The organism is Pseudoalteromonas piscicida, assembly GCF_002744175.1.
In the GTDB taxonomy this organism is placed as follows: Bacteria; Pseudomonadota; Gammaproteobacteria; order Enterobacterales; family Alteromonadaceae; genus Pseudoalteromonas; species Pseudoalteromonas piscicida_B.
The window spans coordinates 1-13,816 of the sequence record NZ_NKHF01000035.1; the positions used below are offsets into that span (position 1 = coordinate 1).

General features: G+C 41.7%; 13 protein-coding genes. 8 read left to right on the plus strand and 5 right to left on the minus strand.

Annotated features, from left to right (window positions below):
• Positions 1 to 259 (plus strand): VOC family protein (locus CEX98_RS07510; protein ID WP_143484333.1); only part of this gene is annotated, 259 nt, incomplete at its 5' end.
• Between the two features lie 52 nt (positions 260 to 311).
• Here CEX98_RS07510 and fur read toward each other — a convergent pair.
• The 5 genes from fur to CEX98_RS07535 all read right to left on the minus strand — a co-directional run bounded on the left by fur (position 312) and on the right by CEX98_RS07535 (position 2,758).
• Positions 312 to 758, minus strand: coding sequence for a ferric iron uptake transcriptional regulator (gene fur / locus CEX98_RS07515; RefSeq protein WP_099641478.1), 447 nt, complete (start codon positions 756 to 758; stop codon positions 312 to 314).
• 103 nt (positions 759 to 861) lie between these two features.
• Positions 862 to 1,389: a flavodoxin FldA gene (fldA, locus tag CEX98_RS07520; RefSeq protein ID WP_099641479.1), complete on the minus strand. Its 528-nt coding sequence runs from the start codon at positions 1,387 to 1,389 to the stop codon at positions 862 to 864.
• A gap of 14 nt (positions 1,390 to 1,403) precedes the next feature.
• Complete coding sequence (ybfE, locus tag CEX98_RS07525; protein ID WP_010372698.1) at positions 1,404 to 1,682, minus strand: LexA regulated protein; 279 nt, start codon at positions 1,680 to 1,682, stop codon at positions 1,404 to 1,406.
• The gene (locus CEX98_RS07530) at positions 1,682 to 1,903 is read right to left on the minus strand and encodes a DUF2788 domain-containing protein (RefSeq protein ID WP_010372701.1); all 222 of its coding nucleotides are present in this window, start codon (positions 1,901 to 1,903) and stop codon (positions 1,682 to 1,684) included. Before CEX98_RS07530 ends, ybfE begins: the two co-directional genes overlap by 1 nt.
• A gap of 87 nt (positions 1,904 to 1,990) precedes the next feature.
• The gene (locus CEX98_RS07535) at positions 1,991 to 2,758 is read right to left on the minus strand and encodes an alpha/beta fold hydrolase (protein WP_099641480.1); all 768 of its coding nucleotides are present in this window, start codon (positions 2,756 to 2,758) and stop codon (positions 1,991 to 1,993) included.
• Between the two features lie 335 nt (positions 2,759 to 3,093).
• On the opposite strand from CEX98_RS07535, the gene seqA reads away from it, so the two are divergent.
• The 7 genes from seqA (at position 3,094) to CEX98_RS07570 (ending at position 13,780) form a co-directional block, all read left to right on the plus strand.
• Positions 3,094 to 3,642 carry a replication initiation negative regulator SeqA gene (seqA, locus tag CEX98_RS07540; protein WP_099641481.1) on the plus strand — a complete coding sequence of 183 codons (549 nt, stop codon included), beginning with the start codon at positions 3,094 to 3,096 and terminating at the stop codon, positions 3,640 to 3,642.
• Positions 3,643 to 3,655: 13 nt separating this feature from the next.
• Positions 3,656 to 5,293, plus strand: a complete 1,638-nt coding sequence (gene pgm / locus CEX98_RS07545; protein WP_099641482.1) for a phosphoglucomutase (alpha-D-glucose-1,6-bisphosphate-dependent) — start codon at positions 3,656 to 3,658, stop codon at positions 5,291 to 5,293.
• 73 nt (positions 5,294 to 5,366) lie between these two features.
• Positions 5,367 to 6,401 (plus strand): succinylglutamate desuccinylase, encoded by a 1,035-nt coding sequence (gene astE, locus CEX98_RS07550; protein WP_099641483.1) that lies wholly within the window; start codon positions 5,367 to 5,369, stop codon positions 6,399 to 6,401.
• Positions 6,402 to 6,749: 348 nt separating this feature from the next.
• Positions 6,750 to 7,967, plus strand: a complete 1,218-nt coding sequence (locus CEX98_RS07555; RefSeq protein WP_099641484.1) for a thiamine pyrophosphate-dependent dehydrogenase E1 component subunit alpha — start codon at positions 6,750 to 6,752, stop codon at positions 7,965 to 7,967.
• A complete protein-coding gene (locus tag CEX98_RS07560; RefSeq protein WP_099641485.1) occupies positions 7,967 to 8,944 on the plus strand; it encodes an alpha-ketoacid dehydrogenase subunit beta in 978 nt (325 codons plus the stop codon). Before CEX98_RS07555 ends, CEX98_RS07560 begins: the two co-directional genes overlap by 1 nt.
• Positions 8,945 to 8,953: 9 nt before the next feature.
• Entirely contained in the window at positions 8,954 to 10,534 is a 1,581-nt protein-coding gene (locus tag CEX98_RS07565) for a dihydrolipoyllysine-residue acetyltransferase (protein ID WP_099641486.1), read from the plus strand.
• A gap of 321 nt (positions 10,535 to 10,855) precedes the next feature.
• The gene (locus tag CEX98_RS07570) at positions 10,856 to 13,780 is read left to right on the plus strand and encodes a TonB-dependent receptor domain-containing protein (RefSeq protein WP_099641487.1); all 2,925 of its coding nucleotides are present in this window, start codon (positions 10,856 to 10,858) and stop codon (positions 13,778 to 13,780) included.
• Positions 13,781 to 13,816 lie beyond the last annotated feature (36 nt).

Consider the following 13,816-nt stretch of genomic DNA (forward strand, 5'->3'; position numbering starts at 1 on the left):
AGTGAAACTTTTGAAATTTGCTTTAAATGATGTTGAGTTTTTGGCGATGGACAGTTATCTCCACCATAAATTTGGATTTACTCCTGCTATGTCGATTTATGTAGACTGTGAATCACAGGAAGAAATCGAAAAAGTTTATAGCACGCTAGCTGAAGGTGGAAAAGTGCTGATGCCGCTTGGCAGCTATGGGTTTAGCCAAACATTTGCTTGGTTAAATGACAGGTTTGGTGTGTCTTGGCAGCTAAATTTAGCGAACTAAAAAGCCAGCTATTTGCTGGCTTAATGCTTAAATTGGCAACGAAAAGGGTAGTTTAATTACCGTTTTCCTCTGCAAACTTTTTACAAGCTTCTTTGTCTTCACACTCACCATACAAGTATAGAGAGTGGTTAGTGAGCTTGATGCCGTTACTTGTCGCAATTTCTTCTTGGCGTGTTTCAATAACGTCGTCTTCAAACTCAACAACTTTACCGCATTTTAAACATACCAAGTGATCATGGTGAGTGCTGCCAGACAGCTCGAAAACAGATTTACCGCCTTCAAAGTGGTGACGTGTTACAATGCCAGCATCATCAAATTGGTTTAGTACACGGTATACCGTCGCTAAGCCAATTTCTTCACCTTTGTCTAAAAGGATCTTGTATACATCCTCTGCGCTGATGTGTTGATTATCAGGAGACTGAAGGATCTCTAAAATCTTGATGCGTGGAAGCGTTACTTTTAAACCAGCCTTTTTAAGCTCTAAGTTGTGATCAGTCATTAAATCTGTCTCAATCTGTTAGTTATAATTTGTCTTAGGTCAATATTCACGACGCTATGCCTAAGAATAACTTGCTCGGGCAGCAAGTGCAAAGCAAATGGAATTAATCTTCCAATTCGCTCAAGCACATTTCATCATATACCTGCGCACACCATTGTTTTACGCGTTGCTCAGTTAGCTCTGGTTGACGGTCTTCATCAATACCAAGACCAACAAATTTACCATCTTCAACAACCGCTTTTGACGCTTCAAAGTCATAACCGTCGGTAGACCAGTGACCAACAACGATTGCGCCACGTTCAGTAACGATATCATTGATCATGCCCATCGCGTCTAGGAAGTATTCTGCGTAATCTTCTTGGTCGCCACAACCAAAGATAGCAACCAACTTGCCTTCAAAGTCGATTTCTTCTAGCTCAGGGAAAAAGTCATCCCAGTCGCACTGCGCTTCGCCGTAGTACCAAGTTGGAATGCCGAAAAGTAGTAAATCGAAGTCAGCAATTTCTTCTTTACTACTTTTTGCAATGTCTTTTACGTCTACGAGCTTTTTGCCTAGCTCTTTTTGAATCATTTTAGCAACGTGTTCTGTGTTACCTGTATCGCTGCCGAAAAAAATACCTACGCTTGCCATTAATTGCTTACCTTCTATCTATTAACCGCTAACTTTTCTTGTAAGATGGTCTCGATGAGTGCACTTCGACTAATGTTTTGCGACTCTGCCATATCACTTAGCGCTTGATACAACTCTGATGAAACCTTAAATTCTACTCTTTTTAAGCCACGAGCACGATCTCTTTTGATCTGATTGCGCTTGTTGACCTTTAACTGCACTTCTCTAGGAAGTGGGTTTGTCTTTGGACGCCCAGGACGTTTTTCGTTTTCAAATAGGTCAATAGTGGTTCTATCTGTCTCAGCCTTGGCCATTATCCAACACCTGCACCTTGCCAAAATACTTGGATCAAGCCCTTAGCTATAAATCCAGAACAGCCCAAGAACAACACTAGCCAAACGATGTAGCGTCCGAACTTTGGTACATCGCCTTTTTTCAGTACGTCCTGTATTGCCATACCGATGAAAAAGAATATACCAGCTAGCGCAAACCATAGCCCTAGCGTTTCAAATTCATTTATAAATTGACTGACCATCTGAGCTCTACTCAATACTTAAACGGCGGCTACTATATCACAACCTAAATACATAAATTAAGTTTATAACGGCAAAATCGAATCGTTTTATTGAAGAAAATCAATAATTGAGCGATTTACTGCTTCTGGCTTTTCTGCATGAAGCCAATGCCCAGCGCCTTGAATGATTTTTGCCCGCGCATTTGGGAAAAAGCGAGTGATGGCATCCCTGTGCTGGGGAAGGATGTAATCTGAATCATTTCCTTTGATAAATAAAGTATCGCATAAACAAGAATGCGTTTCATTAATATTTGATGTGATTGTATCGTACTTTTCTGTAATTACATCTAAATTGAAACGCCATGCGAATTGACCTGTCTCATTTTTGGCCAAGCTTTTGAGTAAAAACTGACGTACGCCCTGTGTCTCAATATAGTGAGACATGATTTTATCTGCATCCCCACGGCTAGCAATACTGCTGTTTTGTACTTCATTAAGTGCCGCAATAATTGCATCATGACGTGAATGGTAATCTACCGGTGCAATGTCTAACACCACCAACTTGTTAACCTGTTTGGTGAATAGCTGTGCAAATTGCATTGCGACCTTACCACCCATAGAGTGACCAACAAGGTTTACTTTTTCTAACTGCAATTGGTCTATTAAGTTTTTGATATCTTGTGCCATAGCTGGGTAGGACATTTCGGTATCATGAAATGAGCGGCCATGGTTTCGTAAATCGACGTTGATCACATTAAACTGTGCGGCAAGCGCCTTTGCGACGCCGTTTAAATTTTCAAGTGACCCAAAAAGCCCGTGTATAACAACCACCGCGGGGTTTGTGGTATCGCCAGTTTGTTGGTAGTTTAACTGCATGCTTCCTCCAAATTTGCCGGTAATTGTGACATTGAAGAGGAAAAATGCAAAGCCATAGAGTAATAAGTTAAATTTGGATATACTAAGTGGCAATTGAAATGAGTTGCTCCTAAATAAGCTGAGCTTCGGATAATTAATGCCTTTATAACAGCCAGTTTTAGCGCTAACCGGGTTTAAGTCACTGCCAATAGCCTGCTATTGGTACGTAAATTCGCCTAGTTACCCCAAAACTCTCTGGCTAGATAAGGTAATAATTTAATGTGACTTTGAAAACAATGAGTTAGTCCATTCCTTATCCAAACCTCAGGTTAAATAGCATAGATGACAGGAAACGCATGAAAAAGATAGAAATAGATGACGAGCTATATCAATACATTGCAAGTAACACTCAAAGTATTGGAGAAAGTGCTTCACAGATTTTACGTCGTTTATTAAAACTTACTCCTGGGACAGAACCTAAACCCGTCGTACAGCAGGAAGAAGAAAAAATACAAAAAGCCGAAGCGGAACCACAACCTAAAGCACCAACTCAATCGCTAAAGCCAGCTGCAAATGTCTTTAATATTTTGAATAAAGAAGAGCTTGCGATGCAAAAAGGGGTTGTTGGACGTTTTCTATTTATATTGTCTGCATTACATCGCACGCATAAATCAGACTTCAGCAATGTATTAGAAATTAAAGGTCGCGACAGAATTTATTTTGCAACGAGTAAAGAGGCACTCCTTGAAAGTGGCAGCAGTATGAACCCAAAAAACATTGTAGATAGTGAATATTGGGTAATGACTAATTCGAATACCACGAGAAAGAAAATGATGCTTCATGAAGTAGCTAAGGTGTTAGGTTACACAGATGAAGCTGCCGAAAAAATCAGAGACTACCTATAAGTAAGGAAATCTTATGGCGATCCACCCGCAAGCTGGTAAGAAGGTAACGCAAGAGCTGTTAGTTAACATTCCAAAGTTGGTTTCTTCATATTATTTGAATGAGCCGGATTTAGAAGCGCACCCAGAGCATTGTGTTGCTTTTGGAACCAGTGGTCACCGAGGCTGTTCACTTAACTTTAAATTTAATGAGTCCCATATTTTGGCGGTGACTCAGGCGATTTGTGACTACCGAAAAAACAACAATATCTTTGGACCACTGTTTCTTGGTAAAGACACGCATGCGCTATCTGAGGCTGCCTTCAATTCGGCTATTGAGGTGTTAGTGGCCAATGAAGTGCAAGTGATCACACAAGAAAATGACGACTATACGCCAACGCCTGTTATCAGCCATGCCATTGTATCGCACAATTTAGCTCATCCTCATGAACTTGCGGATGGCATTGTGGTAACGCCATCACATAATCCGCCACAAGATGGTGGTTTCAAATATAACCCACCCAATGGCGGTCCAGCAGACACTGATGTTACTAAGTGGATTGAAGACAGGGCGAATCAACTGCTAAAAGAAGATCTTGTTGAGGTTGAACTATTCCCATTTGCTAAGGCGAGACGTTCTGGATTCATTAAATATGAAGATTTAATCACTCCTTATGTTGAAGACTTAGGTAATATCATTGATATGGATGCGATTGCCAAAGCGGGCGTAAACATAGGTGTGGATCCGCTTGGCGGGTCAGGCATTAACTTCTGGCCAGTTATAGCTAAGCATTACGGATTAAACCTTACCGTAGTGAATAATGTGGTTGATCCAAGCTTTGCATTTATGCCGCTTGATAAAGACGGAAAAGTGCGTATGGACTGTTCATCACCTTATGCAATGGCTAATCTGATTGCGTTAAAAGACGACTATGATATTGGTATTGGCAACGACCCCGATTTTGACCGACACGGCATTGTTACGCCAGAAGGTCTGATGAACCCAAATCACTTTTTAGCGGTTGCTATCGACTATCTTATAAAACACAGAGAGTGGGATAAATCGATAAAGATTGGCAAGACATTAGTATCTAGTGCCATGATTGATAAAGTTTGTGCCGCGAATGATCGTGAGGTCTATGAGGTGCCAGTTGGCTTTAAATGGTTTGTAGATGGTTTAGCGACTGGAAAACTTGCCTTTGGCGGTGAAGAAAGTGCAGGGGCGGCCTTTTTACGAAAGAATGGCGCTACTTGGTGTACAGATAAAGACGGTTTTATTATGGGGCTACTCGCTGCAGAAATTTTAGCGGTAACCGGTAAATCTCCCTCACAGCATTATCAGGCATTTGAACAAGCCTTTGGGGCACCGCTATACAAACGCATTGATGCTCCTGCAAGCACTGAGCACAAGAGTAAGCTTAAGGCGTTAAGTGCTGACAATATTAAAGCTGATACATTAGCGGGTGATAAAATTACGCAAGTATTAACAAATGCGCCAGGCAATGGAGCAGCAATAGGTGGTTTGAAGGTAGTGACCGAAAATGGTTGGTTTGCTGCGCGTCCTTCTGGGACTGAAGACATCTACAAAATTTATTTAGAGTCATTTAAAGGCGAGGCGCATTTAGCTGAGCTTGAACAGGAAGCCAAAGCCTTAGTAGACGCTGCTATCAGATAACGCACGACGAAAAGCCATACCAATGTATGGCTTTTTTGTATCTTAGATTATTACATTATTTCAATTTGGAACTATGACGTACTTAACAGAATTAAAACAAAGCGGTGACTTCCTTTCTATTACCAGAGCAAACGAATTTAGTCTTGAACCTGTTAGCTTTACGCTTGATAACGGCACATTGGTGGAAGTTCATGACACCGGTGTTATCCAATTTACCCCGAATATCACAACCACAAAAGACATCGTGCTATCAAGTGCGGTACATGGTAACGAAACGGCACCGATAGAAATCTGTGATGAATTGATCCAGCAAATCATTCTTGGAAAGCTAACGTTAGCGCAGCGAGTGCTATTTATTTTTGGCAACCCAAAGTCAATTAATATTGGACAGCGCTTTGTTGATGAAAACTTAAATCGGTTATTTAATGGGGCGCATAATAACGAAACTGACAACCCTGAAAAAGTTAGAGCACAGAACCTTGAAGCATATGTGCGTAATTTCTTTGAGCAAGCAGAAGGTGACCGTTACCGTTGTCATTATGACCTTCACACCGCAATTAGAGGTTCAAAAAATGAAAAGTTTGCTGTGTATCCATTTTTGCATGGCAAGCCTTGGAAAAAATCACAACTACAATTTTTATTGTCTTGCGGTGTAAATACAGTGCTAATGATGCGCTCAGCTGCGACCACGTTCAGCTATTTTTCTTCTTATCAGTTTGGTGCTGATGCCTTTACCATAGAGTTAGGGCAAGTTAAGCCATTTGGTCAAAATAATATGGCGAGCTTTGCGAAAACTAAGGCAACACTAACCGCATTAATTAGCCAAGAAAGTGTTGAGTATAAGGATTTTAATGCAAGTGACTTCGAGTTATTCACGGTACACCGCACGATAAATCGGACTCAGGAAGCATTTTCTTTCCCATTCTCTGATTCTGCAGTGAATTTCACCGGGTTTAGTAAAGGAGAACTGCTAGCTACGGATGGTGATACGGAGTATTTCGCAGAGGTAGAAGGAGAGGCAATTATCTTTCCTAATGCGAACGTCGCCCTAGGCCAGCGTGCTTTATTAACGGTTGTGCCATTAGAAGTTGACGAAAATTTCATATAAATCAATAACGTAAATTTAGACCTGCCATCGTATCGAAATCTTTCCAAAAACATTGATGCATTTCACGTTATTCATCTAGGATTAGTTGAATAACCGTTTACGTTAACGTAAAGTTGAAACGCTTTAATTTAATTTACTTACTTAAATCGCAAATATTATTCAGTCTTTTCCTAGTTGTTAGACCAGTTATACCTGCTAGCACCTACGAAACAAGGCAAGTAACCACAATCATAAATGCGAGGTGAGTTAGGACCTAAGTCGATTTACTCAGTCTGAAACCAGATAAAAGAGTAAGAAGTCAGAGTCTGAACTCCGTAAGTTTGTTATGACAACAAGAGAAGGTAGGTTATGACTAACCCCAATAATATATCCTTAAATATCAGCCATGCGCTGGAATTTATAGATGGTCATGCACTCAATATCCCTACATTAAAGATTTTAAGTGACCAAGGCGATGTTTTAGATGGTGCAACAGCACCAGATATTGATAAAGAAACAGCATTAAGAATTTATTCAACAATGCGTTTTATCCGTTTACTTGACGAGCGTATGCAAGGTGCTCAACGTCAGGGACGTATTAGCTTCTACATGCAATGTCTTGGCGAAGAAGCCGCTGTTACGGCAAGTGCCGCAGCGCTTAAAGAAGATGACATGATCATGGCACAGTACCGTGAGCAGGCTGCTATTCACTACCGTGGTTTCTCACTTGAGCAGTTCATGAATCAGCTGTTTTCAAATGAAAAAGATCTAGGTAAAGGTCGCCAAATGCCTGTGCATTATGGCTCTAAAGCACTTCATTATCTGACCATTTCGTCACCACTTGGTACACAAATACCGCAAGCAACCGGCTATGCATATGGTCAGAAGCTAAAACATATTGATAAAGAAAGCGGTAAGCTAACCTCTGAAATAGACAATGTGACCATTTGCTATTTTGGTGAAGGAGCGGCATCAGAAGGGGATTTCCATGCGGGACTCAATATGGCTGCTGTTCATGGAGCTCCTGTTATTTTTTATGCCCGTAACAACGGTTACGCAATTTCTACTCCTGCCGATGAGCAATTTAAAGGTGACGGTATCGCGGCGCGGGGCGTAGGCTATGGTATAAAGACAATTCGTGTTGATGGTGCTGATACACTCGCAGTGTACGCAGCCACACAGGCCGCGCGCAAGATTGCTGTTGAAAATGGCGAGCCTGTCATGATTGAGTCAATTGCTTATCGCCTAGGTGCGCATTCTACTTCTGATGATCCATCAGGTTATCGCACTAAAGATGAAGAAGCGGAATTCAAAAATAGCTGTCCAGTAAATAGATTCAAGCAATGGCTGCTAAAGCAAGGCTGGTTAGATGAGGCTGAAGACGACGCAGAAAAAGAGAAAATTCGTGAAGATATTTTGGCAGCGTTGAAAGTAGCTGAAAAAGTACAAAAGCCAGGCCTAGAAGATTTAGTTTCGGATGTATACGACACACCAATTCCTTCACTACAGCAACAATATGAAGAATTGAAATCGCATATTAAAGCTTATCCAGACGCTTACCCAGTGACAGCAGGGAGAATTAAATAATGGCTAAAATGAATATGTTACACGCCATTAATTCGGCGTTAGATATCACCATGGCGGAGCACCCACAAGCCTGTATTTTTGGTGAAGATGTTGGCTATTTTGGTGGTGTATTTCGCGCTACTTCAGGCCTTCAAGAAAAATATGGCAAGCACCGCGTATTTAACACGCCATTGACTGAACAAGGGATTCTAGGGTTCGCCAATGGTCTCGCTGCATTTGGTGCTCCAGCCCTAGCGGAAATTCAATTCGCAGATTATATCTTTCCTGCGTTTGACCAAATCGTAAACGAGTCGGCGAAGTTCCGCTATCGTTCAGGCAACGAATTTAATGTTGGTAATCTAACCATTCGCACACCTTACGGTGGTGGTATAGCAGGTGGTTTATATCACTCTCAATCGCCTGAAGCTTATTTTGCTCATACACCGGGCCTTAAAATTGTTGTTCCCCGTAACCCGTACCAAGCAAAGGGGTTGCTGCGTGCGGCAATCAAAGATGATAACCCAGTTTTGTTCTTTGAACCAAAGCGCTTATATCGTGCTTCTGTTGGTGAAGTGCCAGAGGAAGATTACAGCATTGAACTTGGAAAAGCCGAGGTCATAAAAGAAGGCTCTGATATCACCCTTCTTGCGTGGGGCGCGCAAATGGAAATTATCGAGCAGGCCGCACAAAAAGCAGAAGAAGCTGGTATTAGCTGTGAGATTATCGACTTGAGAAGTATTCTTCCTTGGGATGTTGAGACGGTTGCAAAATCGGTTGTTAAAACTGGTCGTTTGGTTGTCAGCCATGAAGCACCAATTACCAATGGCTTTGGTGCGGAGATCGCGGCGACTATCCAAAAAGAATGTTTCCTACATTTAGAATCTCCTATCGAGCGTGTTTGTGGATTGGATACACCTTATCCACTGGCTTTAGAAAAAGAATATGTACCGGATGCACTAAAGGTGTTTGCGGCGATTAAACGGTCGATGGAGTTTTAAGGATAAGTTATGGCAAAAGAATTTATCTTACCAGATATTGGTGAAGGCATCGTAGAATGTGAAATCGTTGAGTGGTTAGTTGCAGTAGGTGATGAGGTAAAAGAAGATCAGCCGATCTGTGATGTAATGACAGACAAAGCCTTAGTCCAAATACCTGCGGTACATGATGGTGTGATCACTAAGCTGCATTATGAAAAGGGCGAAATTGCAAAAGTTCATGAACCATTATTCGCCATGGACGTAGCAGGGGAGCAAACCAGTCAGGTAGAAGTGTCTGAGTCTCAGCCTTCGAATGAAGCTGTTGCGAATGCTGTTCTTGAAGACTTTATTTTGCCAGATATTGGTGAAGGTATCGTTGAGTGCGAGATTGTAGAGTGGTTGGTTGCAGAAGGCGACGAAATTAAGGAAGACCAAGCCGTTTGTGATGTAATGACAGATAAAGCTCTGGTGCAAATTCCCGCGAAATATGATGGCGTAGTTGAAAAACTGTATTATCAAAAAGGTGAAATTGCACAAGTGCATAGCCCACTATTTCAGATGAAATTAGGGGCAGCGCATGCAGGTAAATCAGATAACCCAATAGCAGATGTGCATAAGCCTCAAGAACAAAAGAGTGCCGAGCAAACCGCTGTTCATGGCAATAATGATACAAGCCGTAGCTTACCAAAAAACGGTAAAGCGATTGCGTCACCTGCCGTGCGTCGAAAGGCTAGAGAAGTCGGTGTTGACCTATCGCAAGTGCCTGGGTCTGGTAAGAATGGTCGAGTGTATAAAGAAGATATTGAGCACTTCTTATCACACGATAGTGGTGAACAAACCGCTAACCAAGGCAACATCCAGCAAGCTCAGGTTAATGAGAACAAAGCAACTGCTGAGGCACAAGGTGGGACAAGAGTTGAGCCGTTACGTGGTATGAAAGCTGCCATGGCCAAACAAATGGTTGCATCGGTATCAACCATTCCGCATTTCACCTATTGCGATGATATTGATTTAACTGAATTAATCGCATTACGAGGAGCGTTAAAAGAGCAATATGCTAAACAAGGCGTGAAGCTCACCATGATGCCATTTTTTATCAAAGCGCTATCACTTGCTATCAATGAGTTCCCGATCTTAAACGCGAAAGTGAATGATGATTGTACCGAGATCACCTATTTTGATGATCATAATATCGGTATGGCGGTAGACAGTAAACTTGGTCTATTAGTGCCAAATATAAAGGCATGTCAACAGAAATCCATTGTGGACGTGGCTAAATCGGTTACCGAATTAACCGAGGCTGCCAGAGAAGGGCGCGTTAGTCCTGATTCACTTAAGGGCGGTACCATTTCCATTTCAAATATAGGAGCGATTGGTGGTACGGTTGCAACACCTATCATTAACAAGCCCGAAGTCGCGATTGTAGCGCTTGGAAAGGTCCAACAGCTCCCTCGCTTTGATGCACAAGGAAACGTGGTATCACGTTCGATTATGCAAGTAAGCTGGTCAGGTGATCATCGTATTATCGATGGTGGAACTATCGCACGCTTTAACAACCTTTGGAAATCCTTCCTAGAGGAGCCGGCTAAAATGATGATGGCGATGCGCTAATCCTTATTTCTGCTAGTTTCTACTTGTTGTAAAGGGCCTTTACGGCCCTTTTTTAATGTCATCTAACAATGCTAATTCGTTACTACCTATTATCATAAAGAGTCCATTCTACTCATAACTTGCAAGTTTCCATTAAGCACGGTTTTGTCTGCAATCTCCTTTATTCCCAAAAAGATTTAAAAAAGCAATAAATTAACATTTTTGTAAAAAGCTTTTAATCCGTACAAGTGCGTATTAATATAGGTACGGAGTGGAGCGATATGGTATATCGACTTCCAGCTCTATTTATACATATAAAAATACAACTAATAGGAAATAGTGATGTTTACTAAGAACAGGATTATTCAGTCAATTCAATTGTCTTTGCTCGTCACAAGCACAATATCAGGCGCTGCGCTGGCTAATGAGAATGGGAGTAATGTGGATGATGAAATAGAAAAAATTCAGATTACAGGGTCTCGTATTGCGCGTTACGAACTCAGTCAGCCTGCGCCAATAATTTCCCTTACTGGTGAAGAGATTGAGCAAGCAGGTATACCAGACTTAGCCACTGTACTTGCGGAACTACCGGCGATTGGTGCAACTGGTACGATGCGAGCCAACTCAAATACTGGAGGTCTTGCCGGTGTCAGTACTGTCGATTTAAGAAGGCTAGGTATCGAAAGAACACTTGTTCTAGTCAACGGTAAACGACATGTCAGCGGTGTTGAGGGCACATCGATGGTTGACCTATCTACCATTCCAGCCTCTTTAATTAAAACTGTTGAGGTTACCACAGGTGGCGCTTCAGCCATTTATGGTTCAGATGCAGTGTCTGGTGTAGTAAACATTATATTAAAGCAAGATTTTGAAGGTGTAGAACTAAGTACCAGTTACAGCAACTCTACAGAGGGAGTTGATAATGCAAGTCGTTCATTTAGTATCATGGCTGGTGCAAACTCATCCGATGGGAAAGGGAATATTACAGTCTTTTTAACTAAAGACTCTATCGATGAAATTATGTTAGATGAAAAACCAAATTTTACGTTGAATAGCCACGTTCCTAACCCCTTAAATGGTGGTGAAGAAGACGGCATTGTTGATGAAATTTGGGCACCTCAGCTCATGTCTGAGTTTATCGGTTCAAACTCTGTACTAGGTAGTTCCAATTATACATTTTCTAATGATGGCATCGGTGAGCTAATGCCACAAAGAGATCTTAATGGCAGAACCCCTTTATTTGGTAGCTTTCCTGATGGCTGTAAATATTGTTTTTCAGATTTACTTTACGTCAACCTGTTACCAGATAGAGAGAAGGTGACCACAGGTGCGATATACAACTATGAGTTACACGAAAATATAACCTTTTATGGTGACTTTAAGTATGTAAAAGCCGATATTATCCAACAATATCAACCCGGATTTCGCTTCGGAGAGGACCGCGTTAACATCGTCGAAAATGCTTTTTTATCTGACGCAGATAGAGAGTTTTTAGCCGGTGGTGCGCAAGACAATTTAGTGTCGTTTTCTAAGTTCTTTGACGAAATTGGCAATCGAACAGCTAAGAATAAAAGAGAAACATTTGTCTTTAATTCAGGGTTACGTGGAAACTTTACACTGAGCGAAACGTATTTTGATTACGATGTGTACTACTCTTATGGTCGTACAGAGAATGACAGGATCACCAATAATTCACTGATAAAAGGTAACTGGGAAGCTGCATTAGACTCAGTAATTGACCCCGAAACCGGAAAAGCAGAGTGTCGCAGTAATGTACCTAGTATGCAACCTGAGGGCTATACAAGCCCTGAGACCGTCACTATTGGTCAGTGTGTAGCCTATAACCCTTTTGGCTTTGGTCGGGCCTCAGCTGAAGCAATGGACTTTGTGACCGCTGATGTTACCAGAAATGATATTATTAAACAGCGATATGTTGGTGGTACAGCCTCATTTGATACCAGCGAGTTCTTAGAGTTGCCAGGCGGAGCGATCGGTTTTGCTTTCGGTTATGAAAAACGCTGGGAATCGTCAGAGTCTCTCACTGATGAGCTTACCCGTTCGGGAGTATTAGCTAATTCTGCCACCCCTAATTCTTATGGGCAGTTTGATGTATCTGAATGGTTTATAGAAACCAACATTCCAATTCTGACAGATGTATTCCTAGCACATGAGTTGTCTTTTGATGCCGCATTTAGACGAGCGGATTACTCTCATACTGGTGAGGCAGATGCGTGGAAAGTGGGCTTTTTGTGGTCGCCATTAGAAGGTTATAGTTTCCGCGGGACCTTTGGTGAAGCTGTACGAGCGCCAAATATTGCCGAGGCTTATTCTCCTCGCTCACCTGGGTTTAGGCATGTTTCAGACCCTTGTGATGTGAGTAATATCGGCGATAATCCTAACCGAGCTAAAAACTGTGCCGCACTTGGGCTTCCTGCTAATTTTCATGCGCAAGATAACGTTTCAAAAGACACCATTTCTGGTGGTAACCCAGATCTCACACCGGAAGAAGCTGAATCGTTAACACTAGGTATGGTATTTACTTCTATTGAAGGGCTTTCAGCAAGTATTGACTACTATGATATTGAAATTAAAGATGCAATTGACGATATTGATGTAAGAGTTGTAGCGACTAACTGTGTTGATGGTCCGGATCTTGACCCTACTTTTTGTGGTCAAATCACTCGTGACCCAGTGACAAAATCAATTACGTTAATTGAGTCCGGTTATTTAAATACGGCAATGTTAAAAGTAAGGGGAATTGAAGCGGATATCCAATATAAAACGGATTTAAGTTTTATTGGTCTGCGTGGAGATTTAACAACCAAATGGTTTGTGAGTCATTTAATAGAGCGCAACGTATACCAATTTCAAAATCGCCCTGAACTAGTTTCTCGTGAGCATGGAGAAGCAGGTGACCCCGAATGGCAAAGCACGCTAAGAGCAACCTATGCTCAAGACGATTGGTCTATTTCGTGGTACTCGAGGTTTATTGACCGTTCGGCATTGATTAACCTTGAAGATACACTCACAGTATCTGGTAAGCCTCGCGGAGATAGCAGCGAAGACCAACAGTATGCTTATTTTGGTAGTTTCGTTACCCATGATATTTCTGGGCGTTATCGTTTAGACGACGCTGTAATCGAAGTTGGGTTTAGAAATGTGTTTGACAGATTACTGCCTGATTATGTTGCAGGTAGAGGTATCGATACGTCGATTTATGACCCTTGGGGCCGCACGGTATTTGCCAACCTTAAGTATAAGTTTTAATTAGTAAAAAAGGCTTAAGCGTGCAGTTTGTACGCT

Excerpts from the sequence above, each read along its gene's own strand:
- CEX98_RS07570 (WP_099641487.1), top strand. The coding sequence starts at position 10,856 with ATGTTTACTAAGAACAGGATTATTCAGTCAATTCAATTGTCTTTGCTC.
- fldA (WP_099641479.1), bottom strand. The coding sequence starts at position 1,389 with ATGGCAAGCGTAGGTATTTTTTTCGGCAGCGATACAGGTAACACAGAA.
- fur (WP_099641478.1), bottom strand. The coding sequence starts at position 758 with ATGACTGATCACAACTTAGAGCTTAAAAAGGCTGGTTTAAAAGTAACG.
- CEX98_RS07555 (WP_099641484.1), top strand. The coding sequence starts at position 6,750 with ATGACTAACCCCAATAATATATCCTTAAATATCAGCCATGCGCTGGAA.
- CEX98_RS07530 (WP_010372701.1), bottom strand. The coding sequence starts at position 1,903 with ATGGTCAGTCAATTTATAAATGAATTTGAAACGCTAGGGCTATGGTTT.
- CEX98_RS07560 (WP_099641485.1), top strand. The coding sequence starts at position 7,967 with ATGGCTAAAATGAATATGTTACACGCCATTAATTCGGCGTTAGATATC.
- CEX98_RS07565 (WP_099641486.1), top strand. The coding sequence starts at position 8,954 with ATGGCAAAAGAATTTATCTTACCAGATATTGGTGAAGGCATCGTAGAA.
- pgm (WP_099641482.1), top strand. The coding sequence starts at position 3,656 with ATGGCGATCCACCCGCAAGCTGGTAAGAAGGTAACGCAAGAGCTGTTA.
- CEX98_RS07535 (WP_099641480.1), bottom strand. The coding sequence starts at position 2,758 with ATGCAGTTAAACTACCAACAAACTGGCGATACCACAAACCCCGCGGTG.
- astE (WP_099641483.1), top strand. The coding sequence starts at position 5,367 with ATGACGTACTTAACAGAATTAAAACAAAGCGGTGACTTCCTTTCTATT.
- ybfE (WP_010372698.1), bottom strand. The coding sequence starts at position 1,682 with ATGGCCAAGGCTGAGACAGATAGAACCACTATTGACCTATTTGAAAAC.
- seqA (WP_099641481.1), top strand. The coding sequence starts at position 3,094 with ATGAAAAAGATAGAAATAGATGACGAGCTATATCAATACATTGCAAGT.